Source organism: Microbacterium aurantiacum (assembly GCF_021654035.1).
Taxonomy (GTDB): domain Bacteria; phylum Actinomycetota; class Actinomycetes; order Actinomycetales; family Microbacteriaceae; genus Microbacterium; species Microbacterium aurantiacum.
In genome coordinates, this window is sequence record NZ_JAJPDW010000001.1 from 1,036,221 (window position 1) to 1,054,411 (window position 18,191).

An 18,191-nucleotide genomic window follows, 5' to 3' on the forward strand; every position below is an offset into this window, starting at 1 on the left:
ATGCCGGTCAGCGGCGGCCGGAGGGCACGGCGTCGGTGGGGACGGCGGCGACGATGCTGGAGATCGGGAGCGTCCGCTCGATGTCGGCGGCGCGGTCGAGGCCGCGGAGGCGCCCCCCGCCGAGACCGGAGGCTTCGAGCGTGAAGGTGCGTTCGCTGGCGTCGGGGAGGCGGACGGTGACCAGCAGCGTCGCCTTGGCACGCACGGCCTGGTCGAGCTCGCGCTCGAGCCACGCGCCTTCGCCCGTGTCGGAATGGCGGGCGCGCAGGGTCGCGATGAGCGGCGCATAGGCGGTGTGCGGTGCGACGGACACCGCCGAGCGGACGGGAGCGGTGCGGCGGTGGAGCGACTCGGGGGAACCCTGCGCGTCGATCGCGACGACCGGGTACCGTGCGTCCGCCAGTGCCCAGAACACCACGCTCCGCTCGGCGCGGGAGCGCAGGGCGCCGCCGTCGGCCACGAGCCCGAGGGGGCGCAGGGCCTGATCGATCGCGATCGCGTCGATGAGCGCGGGGTCGACGCTCTCGACCCGGGTGAGGCCGGCGGCATCCGTCGACACGCGCACGAGTCCGTGCCGATCGGCGGTGGACTGCACCAGGTACGCCAGCGGCTGCGGGATGCCGGTGAGCGACACCTCGGCGAGGAAGGCGTGGATCGACTCCGCGGTCTCGCCCTCGGTGAGACCGGCGGCGATGCTCTCGGGGGTGAAGCGGTAGGTCGAGGCCTGAGCGCGCGATTCGCGGATGGCGATCCGGCGCAGGCGCATGTCGAGCGCGGGGGCCAGCGGACCGGGGGCGATCGCGGTGAGGTCGGCCTGGAGATAGAGGCGGTCGATCTCGGCCGGCAGGTGCGGCGCGATCGTGTCGGTGGGGATGTCGCCGCCGGCGAGGATCGTCGGGGTCCACTCCGGCATGCCGCCGTCGAGGGAGAGGAGCCCCCAGCGGATGGCGATCCGGCGGCTCTGCTCGGCGCGCGCCGGCCAGTCCCGATCGAGCGGGTAGGCCCCCTCCCAGTGCGCGGGAGGGAGGATGTCGCCGCCCGCGGAGGCGAGCCCGGCGGGCAGCCGGTCGCGCCAGCCCTCGACGACCGTCGTCCAGCGGGCGAGGGTCGGGACTTCGAGCCAGCGCTCTCCCGCGCCGGTGATGGTGAACTCACGCCCGTCGGTGGCGACGAGATCGGCGTGCTCGGCGGCGGCGAGCAGATCGTCGAGCTCCTCGGCGGAATCGACGATGTCGGCCTCGAGCAGTCTCCGTCGATCCAGCGCGCTGACGGGACCTGCGCCCGTGCGCGAGATCGGGGCGCGGCGCGCGGTGACGAGGATCTCGGCGAGGGCGCCGGCGGCGGTGAAGGCGCGTTCGGCGGCCTCGGCCTCGCCGACGCCGGCGACGGGGGCGGCATCCGGAAGCGGGGCGAAGGCCTCCGGCGTCGCCTCTGCCAGGACGGACACGCGGGCGGCGACGGTCGGGAACACGGTGCCGGTGTCGCTGCGGAGGGCGAGCGTGTCGGACACGGCGGGTGCCTCGGGGGCGCCTGCGGGATCGGCGAGGGCCTGGAGGGCGGCGCGCGGCAGCTTCGTCAGCGCGCGATCGATCGAGATCGGATCGAGCAGCCCGTCGGCGGCGTCGAAGAAGTCGCGCCAGCCGGCGGCGGGGGAGACGCCGCGTGCGGCGAAGATGACGGCGAGATCGTCGTCACTGCGGGCGGCCAGCCACGTTGCCAGGGCCCGTTCGTCGGAGGCCACTCAGTCGCCCTTGTTGGCCCGGGCTCTCCGCACGAAACTCATGATGAGCACGGCGAGAAGGAGGAGGAAGGCGATCGGCAAGCCGAACAGCGGAACGAAGGCGACGGCCGGCCAGACGCCGGACTGCATGTCGGCGCCGGAGGACGAGCCGATCATGATCGCGAAGAAGCACACGACCGACAGGATCAGCAGTCCCAGCGACATGAACGACAGCAGTCGGTCGATCGGACGGATCGGGACATCGTTCCCGGGTGCGCGTGTGCTCATCGGTTTCACCCTACTCCTGTGGACGCGCGGTCCTGTCGCGCGGCAGGTGGTGCCGTAGGCTGAAGGGTGGGGTCTGCCGACCCCGCTTTCACCGTGTTCTCTTCGTGCCCGTCGATCGGGCACACCGATCCAGCGAGGTCTCGATGCCCACCGGCAAGGTCAGGTTCTACGACGACGAGAAGGGGTTCGGCTTCATCACCAGCGATGACGGCCAGGACGTCTTCCTGCACGCCTCGGCCCTTCCCGCCGGCTCCCCGTCACCGAAGCAGGGCACCCGCCTGGAGTTCGGCGTCGCCGACGGCAAGCGCGGACTGCAGGCACTGTCGGTGCGCGTGCTCGAGGCGCCGGTCAGCCTGTCGAAGCGATCGCGCAAGCCCGCGGACGACATGGCGGTCATCGTCGAAGACCTCGTGAAGCTGCTCGACGGCATCGGCGGTGACCTCCGTCGCGGCCGCTACCCCAGTGGTGCCCACGCCAAGAAGATCGCCGCGGTGCTGCGTAAGGTCGCCGATGACTTCGACGCCTGAGATCCCGTTCGACCCGTCGCTCCTGGACGCCCGGGAGCTGGCGCTGTCGGCGCTGGCCGAGATCACGCCGGAGTCGACGATCGGCGAAGCCGCAGGGTACCGCGCCGAGGGGGACGGTGTCGTCTCGCTCCGCTTCGAGAACCGCCTCGCCGGGTACCCCGGTTGGTTCTGGACGGTCACCATCGCCCGGGTCGAGGATGCCGAGCCCACCGTGCTCGAGGTGGAGCTCCTCCCCGGCGACGGCGCGCTCCTCGCGCCGGAGTGGGTGCCGTGGGCCGAGCGTCTGGCGGAGTACCAGGCCGCGCAGGAAGCGGCGGCGCAGGCCGCGGCCGAGGCCGGCGACGACGAGTCGGACGACGACGAGTCGGACGATGACGAGGATGACGACGACCTCGACGACGTCGACGACCTCGATGCGGCCGATTTCGACGAGGACGGTTCGCGGATCCTCCACGCGGGGGACGTCGACGGCGTCGACATCGACGAACTCGCCGACGATGACGCGGACGAGGACGACTCGGATGAGGACGACGAGTCGGACGAGGACGACTCGGGCGACGAGAATTCAGACGACGAGGACGACGACTCGGACGACGACGAGGACTGACCCCGCCCGTCCGCCGGGTCGGGGCTCAGCCCCGCCCGGTCAGAGGCGCTCGATGGTGTAGTCGATGCAGCGGATGAGCTGACGGACGTCGTCGGGCTCGATCGAGACGAACGTCGCCACGCGCAGCTGGTTGCGACCGAGCTTCCGGTACGGCTCGGTGTCGACGATGCCGTTCTGGCGGAGGCTCGAGGCGATCGCCGCGGCGTCCACGGTCGGGTCGAAGTCGATGGTGACGACCACGGGCGAGCGGTCCGCGGCATCCGTCACGAAGGGGGTCGCGACCGACGAGGCCTCGGCCCACTCGTAGAGAGCCGACGACGACTCGCGGGTGCGCGCGTCGGCCCATTGCAGGCCCCCGTTGTCGAGGATCCACGAGACCTGCTGCTCCAGGAGGAACAGCGTGGTCAGCGCCGGGGTGTTCAGCGTCTGGTTCAGACGCGAGTTGTCCAGGGCGTTCTTCAGGCTCAGGAACTCGGGGATGTAACGGCCGGATGCCGCGATCCGCTCGATCCGCTCGATGGCGGCGGGCGAGACCACCGCCATCCACAGGCCGCCGTCGGAGCCGAGGTTCTTCTGGGGGGCGAAGTAGTAGACGTCCGCCTCGTGCATCGACAGGTCGATGCCGCCCGCGGCGCTCGTCGCGTCGATCACGGTGAGCGCTCCGGTGTCGCCGTGCACGCGCTGCACCGGGGCGCTGACGCCGGTGGAGGTCTCGTTGTGCGGCCACGCGTAGACGTCGACGCCCTCGACGGCCTCGGGGAGAATGCGGGTGCCCGCGTCGGCCTTGCGGACGTCGGGCGCCTCGAGCCACGGGGTCTTCGCCGCGGCGGCGAACTTGCCGCCGAACTCGCCGAAGACGAGGTTCTGGCTGCGCTTCTCGATCAGGCCGAAGGCGGCGGCATCCCAGAACGCGGTCGAGCCGCCGTTGCCGAGGATGACCTCGTACCCCTCGGGGGCGCGGAAGAGTTCGCGGAGCCCCGAGCGCACGCGGCCGACGAGGTCCTTCACGGGGGCCTGACGGTGCGAGGTTCCGAGCAGGGCGGCGCCGGGGCCGACGAGGGCCTCCAGCTGCGCGCCGCGCACCTTGGCCGGACCGCATCCGAAGCGGCCGTCGGTGGGCAGGATCTCACGGGGGAGCACGACGTGGGGCATGGGTCGATTCTAGGGTGGATAGGCTGTCCTCACCGGCTCGGACGGCGGAGGATGCCCCACATATGACCGATCTCATCGACACCACCGAGATGTACCTGCGCACCATCCTCGAACTCGAGGAGGAGAACATCGTGCCGCTGCGGGCGCGGATCTCCGAGCGTCTCGGGCACTCCGGTCCGACGGTGTCGCAGACCATCGGGCGCATGGAGCGCGACGGCCTGGTCGTCGTCACCGACACCCGGAGCCTCGAGCTCACCGACGCCGGGCGCCAGAAGGCCGTCGATGTGATGCGCAAGCACCGTCTCGCCGAGCGCCTCCTCTCGGACGTGATCGGGCTGGACTGGGCGTTCGTGCACGAAGAGGCCTGCCGCTGGGAGCACGTCATGAGCGAGCAGGTCGAGCGCCGGCTCGTGGAGCTTCTCGGGCACCCGACCGAGTCGCCCTACGGAAACCCCATCCCGGGCCTCGACCAGCTGGGCGACCTTCCGGCCAAGACCTTCGAGCAGGGTGTCGTCGGCCTCGTCAAGCGCATGAACGAGGAGGGGGCGCCGATCACCGGCACCGTCCGCCGTCTCGCCGAGCCCGCGCAGGTCGATCCGGAGCTCCTCCAGCAGCTGAAGGGCGCCGGCGTCATGCCCGGCGCGCACGGGTCCTTCCGCTTCAACGAGGGGTATGTGCTGGTCGAGATGGACGGGACCGACGAGGGGCTGGAGCTGCCCGTCGAGGTCGCCTCGCACATCTTCCTCGTCGCCGAGCCCGCCTGATCTACGACCGAGTCGGCGCGGTGTACGGTCCCTGGGAATCGTCTCGGTCCGCCGTCTGAGCGTGACTTATTCGTTACCTTCGGGTAGCCTCGGACCGTCCACAGGCGACAAGCCCGCCGTCGGACTCCTCGGAAATTGCCTCTCTGGCTCGTCGTTTCCGAGGCCCCTGACCCGCACACCGTGCCCCGACACCGAGTGCTGACGAGCCAGCGCCCCCGGCGCGGAGGCGCCGGAGGAACTATTGGCTGAAGAGAATTCCTCGCCCGAGGGCGAGAACCCGACCGAGGCGACGCCTCCCACCCGTCGTTCCCGCAGGAGCGAGACTCCTGCCGCCCGTCGCACCGCCGCCGTCGCACAGCGGAAGTCCGCCGTCGCCGAGCGCAAGGCCGCTGTCGCCGCCCGCAAGGCCGCCGCCACCGCGCCCGTCCGGACGACCCCCAAGGCCCCGAGCCGCGTGACCAAGCCGCTGCGCTCGATGGTGATCCTCAGCATGGTGGGCGGCCTCGTCGCCACCGCCGCGATCCCCGCCTTCGCCGCCATGCCGCAGAGCGAGGAGGCGATCACGCAGCACCAGATCGCCGCCGACAACGCCCAGTCTCTGCTCGTCGCCTCCGACGCCAGCGCATCGCAGATCCAGCGCGAGAGCTATTCCGCCACCACGCAGGAGGAGATCGACGAGAAGAAGGCGAAGGAAGCGGCTGAAGCCGCCGCCGTCGCCCGCGCCGAAGCCGCCGCCGCTGCGGCCGCCGCCGCGGCATCCTCGTCGTCGTCCTCCGTGCCGATGAACATCAGCCTCACCTCGCCCGGCACCGGCGAGGTCCGCTGGCCGCTCCTGACCTTCACCAAGGGCCGCGGACTCGGCGACTCCGGCTACCACCAGGGCGTCGACCTCCTCGCCGACGGCGGGACCCCCATCTACGCGGCCGCCGCGGGCGTCGTCCGCGTCTCGAGCGAGAGCCACTACGGCTACGGCGTCGCCGTCACCATCGACCACGTCGTGGGCGGACAGCAGGTCAACACCGTCTACGGCCACATGACCTACGGCAGCCGTCAGGTCCAGGCCGGCCAGTACGTCGAGGCCGGTCAGCTGATCGGGCTCGTCGGCAGCACCGGACGCTCCACCGCCAACCACCTCCACTTCGAGGTGCACATCAACGGGTCGGTCGTCGACCCGTGGGCGTGGCTGCAGGTCAACGCCGGCTGACGGCATCCGTCATCGTCCGACGTTCGTCGACACGCCACGACGCGTTCACCGACCTCCGCGCCGGCGCGTCGTGGCGTGGGTTACCCTGAAACCCGACGCTCCACGAAGCGGAGGGAAAAGCCGATGGACCGCACACCACGCATCCGCACCATGGATGCGCTCGGACGCCACGTCCTTCGGCATTGCATGATCGGATTCCGCGGCACTGCCGTGGCGCCAAGGCGCTGTCTCTGAGACAGCGCCTTTTTTCATGCCCGTGCGCATCGGGAAACGTCGACAGGTCGAATCACCGGGAAGCCGTCCCGGACGTTCGAGAGGATGACGAATGCGCACACTGGTGCTGAACGCCGGATACGAGCCGCTCGCCGTGGTGTCGTTCAAGAGAGCCCTCGTGCTCGTGATGAACGACAAGGCCACCGTGGTCGAACGCCTGGAGGGTGAACCGGTGTGGGCCGCATCCGGCTCGTGGGAACGCCCGGCGGTGATCATCCTGACCCGGTACGTGCGCGTTCCGGGCAGCACGCACGTGCCCGTCACCCGCCGCGGGGTGCTGCGCCGCGACGGCCAGCGATGCGGATACTGCGACAAGAGTGCCACCACGATCGATCACATCCTGCCGCGCTCGCGCGGGGGAGCGGACTCGTGGGAGAACCTCGTCGCCTGCTGCCTGCGCTGCAACAACGTCAAGGGCGACCGGACGCCGCAGGAGATGGGGTGGGAGCTGCGCGTCGCGCCGCGCCCGCCGCGCGGACCCCAGTGGATGGTGCGCGGCACCGACCGCTCGGACCCTCGCTGGGAGCCGTACCTGGCCCTCGCCGCCTGAGCCTTCAGGGGGCGTCGCGCGCGCGGGCGCGGGTTCGTGTGGCGCGTGTGGCCCCCTCGCGCGCGCTGAGGGGGCCACTCCTGCCACGTGAGGGTCGGCGGTGACGGATGCTGCGGGGTCGGCGTCGCGGGCGGGCGTTCGTGTGGCGCGTGTGGCCCCTTCGCGCGCGCTGAGGCGGCTACTTCTGCCACGTGAGGGTCGGCGGCGGCGGATGCTGCGGGGTCGGCGTCGCGGGCGCGCATTCGTGTGGCGCGTGTGGCCCCTTCGCGCGCGCCGAGGCGGCCACTCCTGCCACCCGAAGGGCGGCGACGCGCTCGCCCGAGGGCGATGTCGGAGGGCAGAGATACGTTCGAGATCGACGTAGAGATACGTAGAACATGCGTTCTACACTGGAGGGATGAGGGCGATCGTGCAGGCTACCGCGATGTCGACCCGCGACGCCGGCACCGGTGCGCGGGCGGACGTGGCGGCGCTGCGCGCGCAGATGGAGCGGATGCAGGGGCGCCGCCTCGACGCCCCCGTTCTGCCGGTGCATCCCGCGCTCGCCTCGCTCCTGCCCGGGGGTGGGCTCCGTCCGGGCGCGGCGTATTCGCTCCCGCGATCGATGTCGCTGCTGATGGCGTTGCTGGCGACCCCGTCGAGCTCGGGATCGTGGTGCGCCGCGGTCGGGATGCCGCGTTTCGGCGCCGAGGCGGCCGAGGCCCTCGGGGTCGATCTGTCGAAACTCGTGCTGATCCCCGAGCCCGGTCCGCGGTGGCTCGCGGTCACCGCGACGATCGCCGACGTGCTCCCCGTGGTGGCGGTGCGGCCGGCGGGACGCGTGCCCGACGGCGAGATCTCGCGCCTGGCCGGGCGGCTGCGCGAGCGCGGCGCGGTGCTTCTGGTGCAGGGGCCGTGGCCGCAGGCGGAGGCGGCGATCGAGATCGACCAGCCCGACTGGGAGGGCCTCGGCCGCGGGCACGGCTACCTCTCCCGTCGCGAGGTGACGCTCCGTACGACGAGCAGGCGCTGGCCGAATCAGCGCCGCGCGCGGGTGCTCCTGCCCGATCCGCAGGGCGGGATCTCGTCCGCGTCCGAGCCGCTGGCCGCACTCGAACCGCAGCGCGAGGGTGGGGCAACCGGCCGCGACGGCGGCGACGGCCGCGACGGCCGCGACGAGCGTGCGGGCGCGTCCTCGCCCCCGATGCGGGCGGCCGGCTGATGACCGCGCGGGCGCCCGAGCGCAGCATGGTGCTGTGGTTTCCGGACTGGCCGGTCACCGCACTCCTTCGCGACGGCGAGGGGATGCCGCCGGGAGCGGAGGGACGGCCGATCGCCGTCGTCGAACACAACGCCGTCGTGGCCTGCTCGGCCGACGCCCGCGCCGACGGTGTGCGGCGGGGGCAGCGCCGACGCGACGCGCAGTCGCGGTGTCCGGGGCTCGTGATCGTCCCCGCCGACGCGATCCGCGACCACCGCGCGTTCTCGCCGGTCGTCGCGGCCGTCGAGGAGCACGCGCCCGGCGTGCAGGTGCTCCGGGCGGGGCTGTGCGCGCTGCGGGCGAAGGGTCCGGCGCGCTACTACGGCGGCGAGGGGGAGGCGGCGCGCGTGCTGCTCGCCGCCCTCGCCGAGCTCGGCCTCGCCGACGTGCGCGCGGGGATCGCCGACGGGCCCTTCACCGCCGAGCAGGCCGCGCGCGCGGCGACCACCCGCGCCGAGCCGGTCTTCTCGGTCCCCGCAGGCGGCGCGGCGGGCTTCCTCGCGCCGCTGTCGGTGTCGGTGCTCGCCGACGCGACGCCGGGCGAACCCGCCCGCGCCGCCGACGACCTGCCCGGACTCCTCGCGCGGCTCGGGGTGCAGACCCTGGGCGGGTTCGCGGCGATGACCCCCGACCGGGTGCGCGAGCGGTTCGGTGAGCGCGGCATCCGCCTCCACGCCCTGTCGGCGGGGTGGGATTCGCGGCCGGTCGAACCCCGTACGCCGCCGCCGGAGCTGCACCGCGAGGTCGCGTTCGAGCCGCCGCTCGAGATCGCCGACCAGGTCGCGTTCGGCATGCGCGTGGCGGCGGAGGAGTTCACCACGCGCCTCGGGGCGATCGACCTGGTCTGCACCGAGCTGCGGGTCGAGCTCTTCGGCGACCGCGGCGAGCACAGTCACCGCGTGTGGCTGCATCCGCGCTCCTTCGACGCCGCCGCGATCGTCGACCGGGTGCGCTGGCAGCTCGCCGAGGATCAGGAGGGGCTCCGCAGCGGGGTGACGCGCGTGCGGATCGAACCGGCGGCGGTGGATGCGGCATCCCACCACGCGCCGGCCCTCTTCGGCGGTGGGCCGGAGGAACGGGTGCACCACGCGCTCTCGCGCGTGCAGGCGATGCTCGGGCATCGCGGCGTGCTCACCCCCGAGATCGGCGGCGGGCGCTGGCTCGCCGAGCGGCAGGTGCTCGTGCCGTGGGGCGACCGGGTCGGGGCGCAGGCGGCCGTGCGCGCGCGCCCGTGGCCGGGGAGTCTTCCCGAACCGCATCCGGCGACGGTGTTCCTCGAGCCGGTGCCCGCCGACGTGCGCGCACTCGGCGGCGAGGTGATCGACGTCGACGAGCGGGGGAGCGTCTCGGCGGTGCCGGCCTTCCTCGCCGAGAGCGGGCGGAGCCGCGAGATCACGGCGTGGGCGGGACCGTGGCCCGTCGTCGAACGCGGGTGGGATGCCGCCCGCGCCCGCCGCGCGCACCGCTTCCAGGTCGTCGACGCCGAGGGGGCGGCGTGGCTGCTGGTGTGCGAGGGCGAGAGCTGGTGGGTCGAGGGGGCGTACGACTGATGGGCTTCAACAACCCCGGCGTCCCGTGGTCCGAGATGGAGCGGGTGCTGAGCGGCCGACGGCGTCCCGGCACGCGGCCGCCCGGCGCCGACGGGGGCGACAGCCCCGCCTGGTCGCACAAGCGCGATTCGTACGTCGCGCAGGGTATCGAGCGACCGGCCGAGACCATCCCGTACGCCGAGCTGCACGCGCACTCGTCGTTCTCGTTCCTCGACGGCGCCTCCTCGCCCGAGGAGCTCGCCGAGGAGGCCGAGCGCCTGGGGCTCCACGCGCTCGCCGTAACCGACCACGACGGCTTCTACGGCATCGTCCGCTTCGCCGAGGCCGCCGAGACCCTGCAGCTGAAGACGGTGTTCGGATCCGAGCTGTCGCTCGGCCTCCCCGGCCCTCAGAACGGGCAGCCCGACCCGACCGGGCAGCACCTCCTCGTCCTCGCCCGCGGGGAGGAGGGTTACCACCGGCTGGCGTCGGCGATCACCCATGCGCAGCTGCGCGGCGGCGAGAAGGGGCGCCCGCAGTACGACCTCGACGAGCTGTCCGCGCTCTGCCGGGAGGGCGACGGCGCGCACTTCGCCGTCCTCACCGGATGCCGGAAGGGCACCGTCCGCCACGCGCTCGCCGAGGAGGGCCCGGCAGGCGCCGCCCGCGCCCTCGACGACCTCGTCGCCCTGTTCGGGGCCGACAGCGTCCACGTCGAACTCATCGATCACGGGAACCCCCGCGACTCCCGCGACAACGACGTGCTCGCCGGACTCGCGCGCGAGCGCGGGCTGCCGCTGCTGGTGACCAACAACGTCCACTACGCGGTGCCGCAGCGTCAGCTCCTCGCCGCCGCCGTCGCCGCGGTCCGCGCCAACCGGGGGCTCGACGAGATCGACGGATGGCTCCCCGCCCACGCCGGCGCGCACCTGCGGTCGGGGCTGGAGATGAGCGAGCGCTTCGTCCGGTATCCCGACGCCGTCGCCCGCACGGTCACCCTCGCCGATGAGCTGGCGTTCCCGCTGCGTCGCGCCAAGCCCGCGCTGCCGAAGCTCCCCGTCCCCGAGGGGCACACCCCCATGTCGTGGCTGCGGCACCTCGTGTGGGAGGCGGTGCCGCGGAAGTACCCCGACCTCCCCGCCGAGGATGCCGCCCGCATCGACCGCGAGCTCGCCGTGATCGAGACGAAGGACTTCCCCGGCTACTTCCTGATCGTCTACGGCATCGTGCAGGAGGCCCGGCGCCGCGGCATCCTGTGCCAGGGGAGGGGATCGGCGGCCAACAGTGCCGTCTGCTACCTGCTCGACATCACCGCCGTCGACGCGATCGCGTACAGGCTGCCGTTCGAGCGGTTCCTCTCGAGCCTCCGCGACGAGGAGCCCGACATCGACGTCGACTTCGACTCGGACCGGCGCGAGGAGATCATCCAGTGGGTCTATGCCACCTACGGGCGCGACCGCGCGGCGCAGGTGGCGAACGTCATCCAGTACCGGCCGAAGAACGCCGTGCGCGACATGGCGAAGGCGCTCGGGCACTCGCCGGGTCAGCAGGATGCCTGGTCGAAGCAGGTCGAGCGGTGGGGCGCGTCGCTCGAGTCGACGCAGGGGCACGACATCCCGGATCAGGTCATCGAGTTCGCCGGTGAGCTGCTGAAGGCACCGCGGCACATGGGCATCCACTCCGGCGGCATGGTGCTCACCGATCGGCCCGTGGGGGAGGTCGTGCCGATCGAGCACGCCCGCATGGAGAACCGCACGGTGATCCAGTGGGACAAGGACGACGCCGCGTGGATGGGACTGGTGAAGTTCGACCTTCTCGGGCTCGGGATGCTCGCCGCTCTGCAGTACTGCTTCGACATGATCCGCGAGTCGACGGGGGAGGTGTGGGAGCTGTCGACGCTGCCGAAGGAGGAGGCGGCGGTGTACGACATGCTGTGCCGTGCCGATTCCATCGGGGTGTTCCAGGTCGAGTCGCGCGCGCAGATGGGGCTGCTGCCGCGCCTGCAGCCGCGGCAGTTCTACGACCTCGTCATCGAGATCGCGCTGATCCGCCCGGGGCCCATCCAGGGTGGCGCGGTGCACCCGTTCGTGCGGCGGAAGCTCGGGATGGAAGAGGTGACCTATCCGCACGAGAAGCTGAAGCCGGTGCTCGAGCGCACGCTCGGCATCCCGGTGTTCCAGGAGCAGCTGATGCAGATGGGCATGGCCGTCGGCGGGCTCAGCGGAGAGGATGCCGATCTGCTCCGCCGCGCGATGGGGTCCAAGCGCGGGGTGGAGCGCATCGAGTCGCTCAAGACGAAGCTGTACGAGGGGATGGCGGCGCACAACCTCGTGGGTGATGCGGCGGATGAGATCTACACGAAGATCCAGGCGTTCGCGAACTTCGGGTTCGCCGAATCGCACTCGCTGTCGTTCGGGCTGCTGGTGTACGCGTCGTCGTGGATCAAGCTGCACTACCCGGCGGCGTTCCTCGCCGGGCTCCTGCGCGCCCAGCCGATGGGGTTCTACTCGCCGGCGTCCCTCGTCGCCGATGCCCGCCGCCACGGGGTGGAGGTGCGCCGCCCCGACCTCCACGCGTCCCGGGTGACCGCGGTGCTGGAGCCCGTCGTCGACCCGCCGGCCGTCGCGGTCGCGATGGCGCCCTCGGCGCCCGCCCCGCCCGTCGCCCCGACCGGCCGAGACTCCTGCACCCACCGCCTGCAGCCGCCGGTGGAGGTGTTCGATCCGACCGCGCCGGTCGAGGACGAGGCGCACCGGCGCGACGGCAACCTCGCCGTCCGCCTGGGCCTGGCAGGAGTGAAGGGCATCGGTGCCGCCGTCGCCGAGCGGATCGTCGCCGCGCGTGACGCGGAGGGTCCGTTCCGCGATCTCCGCGACGTCGTCCGCCGCACCGGGATCACCGCCGCCCAGGTCGAGGCGCTCGCCACCGCGGGCGCGTTCGAGTGCCTCGGCATCACGCGGCGCGAGGCGATCTGGATGGCGGGCTCGGCCGCGCAGGACCGCGCCGAATACCTCCCCGGTTCGATGGTGTCGGTGCAGCCGCCGCTGTTCGCCGACCAGTCGAGCTACGACATCCTCGCCGCCGACCTGTGGGCGACCGGCATCTCCACCGACGACCATCCGCTCGCGCACTACCGGTCGGCGCTGGATGCCCGCGGGGTGCTCACCTCCCGCGAGATGCGCACCCACGAGACCGGGCGCCGGGTCGAGGTCGCGGGGCTCGTCACGCACCGGCAACGCCCGGCGACGGCATCCGGGGTGACGTTCCTCAACCTCGAGGACGAGCACGGCGTGGTCAACGTCATCTGCTCGGTCGGGGTGTGGAACCGTCACCGCCGCGTCGCCCGCGATGCGCCGGCGCTCATCGTGCGAGGGATGCTGGAGCGCTCGCCGGAGGGCGTGACGAACCTCCTCGCCGACCGGTTCGAAGACCTGCGGGTGGGGGTGGTGCACGCCTCGCGCGACTTCCGGTGAGCTTCGCGCGGTCTCGGCCACAATGGTGCGAGAGACGCGGGAGGCACATCATGATCGGATACGCCGTGGTGGTGATCGCGCAGACCATCGTTCTGCCGATCGTGTCGGGTGCGGTGGAGCTGGCCGTCGCCGGCGGCGACCCCCTGCTGGTGTTCGCGAAATGGTGGGTGTTCTGGGGTGTCGGCACCCGACTGCTGCTCGCGGGACTCACCCAGGTCTCGGGCAAGGGGGCGACGACCCGAATCCTCGGCGGGACCACCCCGTCGGTCCAGGAGACGCAGCTCACCCGCGAACTCGGGGTCGCCAACATCGCGATGGGGACGGCCGGGCTCCTCGCGCTCGTGCCCGGGTGGGCGCTGCCCGTCGGCATCGCGGGCGCGCTCTTCCTCCTCTTCGCCGGTCTCATGCACGTGACGAAGACGGGGAAGAACCCTCAGGAGCAGGTGGCGACATGGACCGACCTCATTGTCGGGGTCGCCGTGCTCGTGCCCGCGGTCATCGTCCTCATCCGAATTCTTGCCGGGGGTGCGACCTCGTGAGCGCGTCACCGACCGACCCTCGCATCGACCCGTTCTCCGTCGACATCGATGGCACGACTCTGCGCGGCAGCGTCTTCCGGGCGGATGCCGCACACGCGGGCCCCCGCCCCGTCGCCGTCTTTTTCCACGGGTTCGGCGGCACCCGTGTCGAGGCCTCTCGCATGTTCGTCGCGCAGGCGCGGCGGCTCACCGCCGCGGGCATCACCGTCGTCACCTACGACCGCGCGGGGCATGGGGAGAGCGACGGGGAGTTCTTCGACACCACGGTGTCGGGCGACATCCGCGCCGCCCATCGGGTGCTCGAGGTCGTCCGCGCACTCCCCGATGTCGACGGCGATGATCTGCATTTCCTCGGCATGAGTCTCGGCGCCGTCATCGCGTCGGTCGTCGCGGCCGAGCAGCAGTCGATCCGCCCCGTCCGGTCGCTGACGATGTGGTCGACGGCGGCGGTGTTCGTGGACGAGATCCGCTCCGGCCACCTCCAGGGGATGCCGCTCGACACCCTCGACACGGTCGGCTGGTTCGACTTCCACGGCATGCGGCTGGGACCCGCGATGCGCGCCGACGCGGTCGCGTTCGACCCGTACGGTCGCGCCGCCGCCTTCGCGGGGCCGGCGCTCCTGCTTCACGGCACCGATGACTTCATCCCACGCACCTACGCTGAGCGTTACGCCGCACAGGAAGTCTTCGGCGACCGTGCCGAGGCGATCGTCGTCGAGGGCGCCGACCACGGGTGGGAGCAGCTGCCGCAGCGCGACGAGCTCCACGACCGCACCACGGCGTTCATCACCGCCCACGCGGGGTGACCGGCGAGCGCTCTCGAATCACCCCGTGAGCTGAGCGACGATCTCGGCGCGGTCTGTCGTGCCGGCGACCTCGGTGATGCGCCCGTTCTGCACCCGCAAGAAGACGTATTCCGCGACGTTCACATGACGTCGGGTGGCGGCGATGCCGCGGAAGATCCCCGTGTGCGTGCCCGTTCCGCGCAGGTGCACGGCGATCCGGTCGTCTTCGATGACGACGAGGATGCGGCGCCACTGCCAGTCCGGAAACCCATGGAACAGATCGGCGAGGTCGTCGATGAACGCATCGGCGCCGCCCGGAAGATGCGCCCGCCGCACGCCGGCATCGACGAACCCACGAACCTCGTCCAGGTCGTGCCGGTTGCAGGTGTCGAGGAAGTCGGCGTACCACTCGCGCAGCTCCCACGATTCCATCGGGCCATTATCCCCGCAGGTCAGTCCGCCATCGCCGCGAGCAGCGCGGCCGCCCGTGCGGCCCGATCGCCAGTGATCTCGACGACCCGTGTGGTGCGGGGGACCAGCTCCGCTTCGTCGACCAGATCGAGCAGAGCGGCATCCGTCGCCTCACGCAGTTCGAGGTCTTCGTCCTCGCCCGGACGGATGCCGTCGCCCTCGGCGAGGGGAAGGATCACCAGCAGGTCGACGGCGCGCAGAGCGCTCGCCGTCATCTGCCGCGCACGCTCGATCGCCTCGTCGGATGCTGTGCCCCGACCGAGCTCGTCGACGGCGGCGAGATACGCGAGGAAGTCGAGCGGGCCGCGTTCGGCGATGAGGTCGGCGGGCGGATCGTCCTCGAGCCGATCGGCGGCGACGCGCAGCTGCTGGAGGAACATCGCCGGGCCCGGCTGGTCGAACCGCTCGTCGAGCAGCTCGAACGGGTCCGGCAGCACCGCGTAGTCCGGAAGGGCCGCAGCCACGTCGGCGATGAGTGTGCTCTTGCCGCTGGCGTGCGTTCCCGAGACCACGATGCGCATGCCGCACTGTAGCGCGAGATCGCGACACCCGAAGTGCGCCCGAGGTCGCCCGTCAAGACCCCTGCCCGGGGCATCCGTCGGGCGTACCGTCGCAGCATGACCGAGCAACAGCCGTACACCGTCGTCCGCGAGGAGCAGGAGTGGGAGCTGCGCAGCTACCCGCCGCACGTGGTTGCCGAGACCACGGTGAGCGGGGTGTCGTTCGAAGACGCCGGCAACCGCGCGTTCGGCCGCCTCGTCGGCTACATCAAGGGTGACAACGTCTCGCGGCAGTCGATCGCGATGACCGCGCCGGTCGTGCAGGGGCGCTCGCCGCAGACGTCCGAGAAGATCGCGATGACCGCGCCGGTGGTCCAGACCGGAGACGATGACGAGGGCTTCGTCGTCGCGTTCGTGCTTCCCGCCGAAATCAAGGAAGCGGATGCCCCGGTCCCGACCGATTCGCGCGTGACGATCCGGACGGTTCCCGAGCGACTCGTCGCCGCCACCACGTTCTCGGGTCGTTGGACCGAGGAGTCGTACGCTGAGCACCGCGACGATCTCTTCGCGCGCGTCCGCGAGGCGGGCTTCGAACCGGCGGGCGAGCCGCAGTTCGCCCGGTTCAACGCCCCGTTCATCCCGTGGTTCCTCCGCCGCAACGAGGTGCTGATCGACGTGGCCCCGGTCGGCTGAGCCCGCCCTCTCCTCGGCGGCCCGGCGACCCTGATCTTGCACACCCTCGCGCCGGCCTCGTAGGCTCGACGCGTGCATTTGTACTTCCTGTGACGGCTGACTGAGGCCCACTGCGCTCGTTGAGTTATCCGAGCTTGCGGCGGCCGCTCGTCATCGACCCCGTACGGGTCGCCGTCATTCTGCGCGCGCTCGCGCGACCCGCGAAGCGGCGCACATCATCGCCGAGGAATACGAATGCCCACCCTGACCACCCCTCTCCCTGCGCGCCATCGCGCGCAGCTCATCGCCTCCGACATCTCCGTCATCCGCGGAGCCACACCCGTCCTCGCCCACCTCGACCTCACGGTCACGCCTACGTCGCGTGTCGCGATCGTGGGGGAGAACGGGCGCGGCAAGTCCACGCTCCTGCACGTCCTCGCGGGTGCGCTCACGCCCGACGGGGGATCGGTCCAGCAGCTCGGCACGCTCGGTGTCGCCGAGCAGGAGATGCCGGCGGGAGACGACCGCACCGTCGGTGACGCCGTCGCCGAGGCGATCGCCGCGGCGCTCGCGGCACTCGACGCCCTCGATGACGCGGCGACCGCTCTCGCGGCGGGAAACGCCGACGCCGACGACCGTTACGCCGCAGCTCTCGAGCACGCTGAGGCCCTCGACGCGTGGGACGCGGAGCGCCGCGTCCAGATCGCGCTCGAAGCACTGGACGCCGAAACTGACGCGACGGTGCGCCTCGACGATCTCTCCGTCGGCCAGCGCTATCGGGTGCGCCTGGCGTGCCTGCTCGGCGCGGACGACGACTTCCTGCTGCTCGATGAGCCGACGAACCATCTCGACCGGAGCGGGCTGGAGTTCCTGACGGCGAAGCTGCGCTCGCGGACCGGAGGTGTGGTCGTCGTCACGCACGACCGCGCCCTCCTGTCCGACGTCGCCGACACCATCGTCGACCTCGACCCGACCCCCGACGGTCGGGCGCGGGTCTACGGCGACGGCTACGTCGGCTACCGCGCGGGTCGACGGGCCGAGCGCGAGCGCTGGGAGCAGGATTACGAGCGGCAGCAAGCCGAGATTGCGCGGCTGCAGGACGACCTCACTGCCGCGCAGAACCGGCTCGTCTCCGGCTGGCGTCCGGATAAGGGTACGAACAAGCACGGTCGCGCTACGCGTGCGGGCGGGCTGGTGCAGAGCGTCCGGCGGCGGCAGGAACAGGTGGATGCGCACCGCATCACGGTTCCCGAACCGCCGTTGCAGCTGCGGTTCCCTCACCTCGCCACGCGCACGGGTGCCGCGCTTCTGACGGTCGAAGCCGTGTCCGTCGCCCACCGTCTGCCGCATCCGGTGTGCTTCGCCCTGTCGCACCGCGGACGCCTCGTGGTCACCGGACCCAACGGCGCGGGAAAGTCCACCCTGCTCGCCGTGGTGGCCGGCGATCTCGCGGCGGATGCCGGGACCGTCCGTCGTCCCGCCGACGTACGCCTCGGGTTCCTCCGGCAGGAGACCGCGCTCACACCCGACGCCCGCGTCAGCGACCTCTTCACCGACCATGTCGATGCGCTCGTCGCGAGCGGGGTCATTCCGGCGAACGCCGCGCTCGGGCTCTCACAGCTCGGGCTCCTGCACGCCCGCGAGACGGGCAAACGTGTCGGCGAGCTGTCGATGGGGCAGCAGCGCCGTCTCGAGCTGGCGCTTGTCCTCGCCGGCCGGCCGCACGTGCTTCTTCTCGACGAGCCGACGAACCATCTGTCGATCGCGCTCGTCGATGAGCTGACGGATGCCCTTCAGGCGACGGATGCCGCGGTCATCGTCTCGAGCCACGATCGGCAGCTTCTCCGCGACGTCGCCGACTGGCCGGCGCTGCAGCTGGGCGACGTGACATGACCTG

17 protein-coding genes are annotated in these 18,191 nt (G+C 71.8%); 12 read left to right on the forward strand and 5 right to left on the reverse strand.

Features of this window, described 5'->3' with window-relative positions; translation table 11 throughout:
* Positions 1-7: 7 nt before the first annotated feature.
* Both LTL01_RS05030 and LTL01_RS05035 read right to left on the reverse strand, forming a co-directional pair.
* A complete protein-coding gene (locus LTL01_RS05030) occupies positions 8-1,741 on the reverse strand; it encodes a helicase-associated domain-containing protein (protein WP_236967628.1) in 1,734 nt (577 codons plus the stop codon).
* Entirely contained in the window at positions 1,742-2,008 is a 267-nt protein-coding gene (locus tag LTL01_RS05035) for a hypothetical protein (RefSeq protein WP_053547926.1), read from the reverse strand.
* A gap of 143 nt (positions 2,009-2,151) precedes the next feature.
* On the opposite strand from LTL01_RS05035, the gene LTL01_RS05040 reads away from it, so the two are divergent.
* Both LTL01_RS05040 and LTL01_RS05045 read left to right on the forward strand, forming a co-directional pair.
* A complete protein-coding gene (locus LTL01_RS05040; protein WP_053547927.1) occupies positions 2,152-2,535 on the forward strand; it encodes a cold-shock protein in 384 nt (127 codons plus the stop codon).
* Positions 2,519-3,142, forward strand: coding sequence for a DUF3027 domain-containing protein (locus LTL01_RS05045; protein ID WP_053547928.1), 624 nt, complete (start codon positions 2,519-2,521; stop codon positions 3,140-3,142). The genes LTL01_RS05040 and LTL01_RS05045 overlap by 17 nt, the downstream gene beginning before the upstream one ends.
* A gap of 39 nt (positions 3,143-3,181) precedes the next feature.
* On the opposite strand, the gene serC is transcribed toward LTL01_RS05045, so the two are convergent.
* Positions 3,182-4,294, reverse strand: a complete 1,113-nt coding sequence (gene serC, locus LTL01_RS05050) for a phosphoserine transaminase (RefSeq protein WP_053547929.1) — start codon at positions 4,292-4,294, stop codon at positions 3,182-3,184.
* A gap of 62 nt (positions 4,295-4,356) precedes the next feature.
* On the opposite strand from serC, the gene LTL01_RS05055 reads away from it, so the two are divergent.
* The 8 genes from LTL01_RS05055 to LTL01_RS05090 all read left to right on the forward strand — a co-directional run bounded on the left by LTL01_RS05055 (position 4,357) and on the right by LTL01_RS05090 (position 14,672).
* Positions 4,357-5,058 (forward strand): iron-dependent transcriptional repressor DtxR, encoded by a 702-nt coding sequence (locus tag LTL01_RS05055; RefSeq protein ID WP_236967629.1) that lies wholly within the window; start codon positions 4,357-4,359, stop codon positions 5,056-5,058.
* A gap of 241 nt (positions 5,059-5,299) precedes the next feature.
* On the forward strand, positions 5,300-6,262 hold the full coding sequence (locus LTL01_RS05060) for a M23 family metallopeptidase (RefSeq protein ID WP_236967630.1): 963 nt from the start codon (positions 5,300-5,302) through the stop codon (positions 6,260-6,262).
* Positions 6,263-6,587: 325 nt separating this feature from the next.
* Positions 6,588-7,085, forward strand: a complete 498-nt coding sequence (locus LTL01_RS05065) for an HNH endonuclease (RefSeq protein WP_236967631.1) — start codon at positions 6,588-6,590, stop codon at positions 7,083-7,085.
* A gap of 397 nt (positions 7,086-7,482) precedes the next feature.
* Complete coding sequence (gene imuA', locus LTL01_RS05070; protein WP_236967632.1) at positions 7,483-8,286, forward strand: DnaE2-dependent mutagenesis accessory factor ImuA'; 804 nt, start codon at positions 7,483-7,485, stop codon at positions 8,284-8,286.
* A complete protein-coding gene (locus tag LTL01_RS05075; protein ID WP_236967633.1) occupies positions 8,286-9,875 on the forward strand; it encodes a DNA polymerase Y family protein in 1,590 nt (529 codons plus the stop codon). Before imuA' ends, LTL01_RS05075 begins: the two co-directional genes overlap by 1 nt.
* A complete protein-coding gene (locus tag LTL01_RS05080; RefSeq protein ID WP_236967634.1) occupies positions 9,875-13,327 on the forward strand; it encodes an error-prone DNA polymerase in 3,453 nt (1,150 codons plus the stop codon). Before LTL01_RS05075 ends, LTL01_RS05080 begins: the two co-directional genes overlap by 1 nt.
* 50 nt (positions 13,328-13,377) lie before the next feature.
* Positions 13,378-13,866 (forward strand): hypothetical protein, encoded by a 489-nt coding sequence (locus tag LTL01_RS05085; RefSeq protein WP_053547936.1) that lies wholly within the window; start codon positions 13,378-13,380, stop codon positions 13,864-13,866.
* Entirely contained in the window at positions 13,863-14,672 is an 810-nt protein-coding gene (locus LTL01_RS05090) for an alpha/beta hydrolase (protein ID WP_236967635.1), read from the forward strand. Before LTL01_RS05085 ends, LTL01_RS05090 begins: the two co-directional genes overlap by 4 nt.
* Positions 14,673-14,690: 18 nt before the next feature.
* Here the strand turns inward: LTL01_RS05090 and LTL01_RS05095 are convergent, their stop codons facing one another.
* Together LTL01_RS05095 and LTL01_RS05100 are read right to left on the reverse strand one after the other, a co-directional pair.
* Positions 14,691-15,083, reverse strand: coding sequence for an ester cyclase (locus tag LTL01_RS05095; protein WP_236967636.1), 393 nt, complete (start codon positions 15,081-15,083; stop codon positions 14,691-14,693).
* Between the two features lie 20 nt (positions 15,084-15,103).
* A complete protein-coding gene (locus tag LTL01_RS05100; protein WP_236967637.1) occupies positions 15,104-15,643 on the reverse strand; it encodes a DEAD/DEAH box helicase family protein in 540 nt (179 codons plus the stop codon).
* 96 nt (positions 15,644-15,739) lie between these two features.
* Here LTL01_RS05100 and LTL01_RS05105 point away from each other — a divergent pair, with 96 nt between their 5' ends.
* A complete protein-coding gene (locus LTL01_RS05105; RefSeq protein WP_236967638.1) occupies positions 15,740-16,315 on the forward strand; it encodes an SOUL family heme-binding protein in 576 nt (191 codons plus the stop codon).
* 234 nt (positions 16,316-16,549) lie between these two features.
* A complete protein-coding gene (locus LTL01_RS05110) occupies positions 16,550-18,187 on the forward strand; it encodes an ABC-F family ATP-binding cassette domain-containing protein (protein WP_236967639.1) in 1,638 nt (545 codons plus the stop codon).
* Positions 18,188-18,191: the final 4 nt, after the last annotated feature.

What these genes read in the sequence shown, in the direction of transcription:
- LTL01_RS05035 (WP_053547926.1), bottom strand. Translation starts at nt 2,008, where the DNA reads ATGAGCACACGCGCACCCGGGAACGATGTCCCGATCCGTCCGATCGAC.
- LTL01_RS05085 (WP_053547936.1), top strand. Translation starts at nt 13,378, where the DNA reads ATGATCGGATACGCCGTGGTGGTGATCGCGCAGACCATCGTTCTGCCG.
- serC (WP_053547929.1), bottom strand. Translation starts at nt 4,294, where the DNA reads ATGCCCCACGTCGTGCTCCCCCGTGAGATCCTGCCCACCGACGGCCGC.
- LTL01_RS05055 (WP_236967629.1), top strand. Translation starts at nt 4,357, where the DNA reads ATGACCGATCTCATCGACACCACCGAGATGTACCTGCGCACCATCCTC.
- LTL01_RS05080 (WP_236967634.1), top strand. Translation starts at nt 9,875, where the DNA reads ATGGGCTTCAACAACCCCGGCGTCCCGTGGTCCGAGATGGAGCGGGTG.
- imuA' (WP_236967632.1), top strand. Translation starts at nt 7,483, where the DNA reads ATGAGGGCGATCGTGCAGGCTACCGCGATGTCGACCCGCGACGCCGGC.
- LTL01_RS05040 (WP_053547927.1), top strand. Translation starts at nt 2,152, where the DNA reads ATGCCCACCGGCAAGGTCAGGTTCTACGACGACGAGAAGGGGTTCGGC.
- LTL01_RS05075 (WP_236967633.1), top strand. Translation starts at nt 8,286, where the DNA reads ATGACCGCGCGGGCGCCCGAGCGCAGCATGGTGCTGTGGTTTCCGGAC.
- LTL01_RS05045 (WP_053547928.1), top strand. Translation starts at nt 2,519, where the DNA reads ATGACTTCGACGCCTGAGATCCCGTTCGACCCGTCGCTCCTGGACGCC.
- LTL01_RS05105 (WP_236967638.1), top strand. Translation starts at nt 15,740, where the DNA reads ATGACCGAGCAACAGCCGTACACCGTCGTCCGCGAGGAGCAGGAGTGG.
- LTL01_RS05065 (WP_236967631.1), top strand. Translation starts at nt 6,588, where the DNA reads ATGCGCACACTGGTGCTGAACGCCGGATACGAGCCGCTCGCCGTGGTG.
- LTL01_RS05095 (WP_236967636.1), bottom strand. Translation starts at nt 15,083, where the DNA reads ATGGAATCGTGGGAGCTGCGCGAGTGGTACGCCGACTTCCTCGACACC.
- LTL01_RS05110 (WP_236967639.1), top strand. Translation starts at nt 16,550, where the DNA reads ATGCCCACCCTGACCACCCCTCTCCCTGCGCGCCATCGCGCGCAGCTC.
- LTL01_RS05100 (WP_236967637.1), bottom strand. Translation starts at nt 15,643, where the DNA reads ATGCGCATCGTGGTCTCGGGAACGCACGCCAGCGGCAAGAGCACACTC.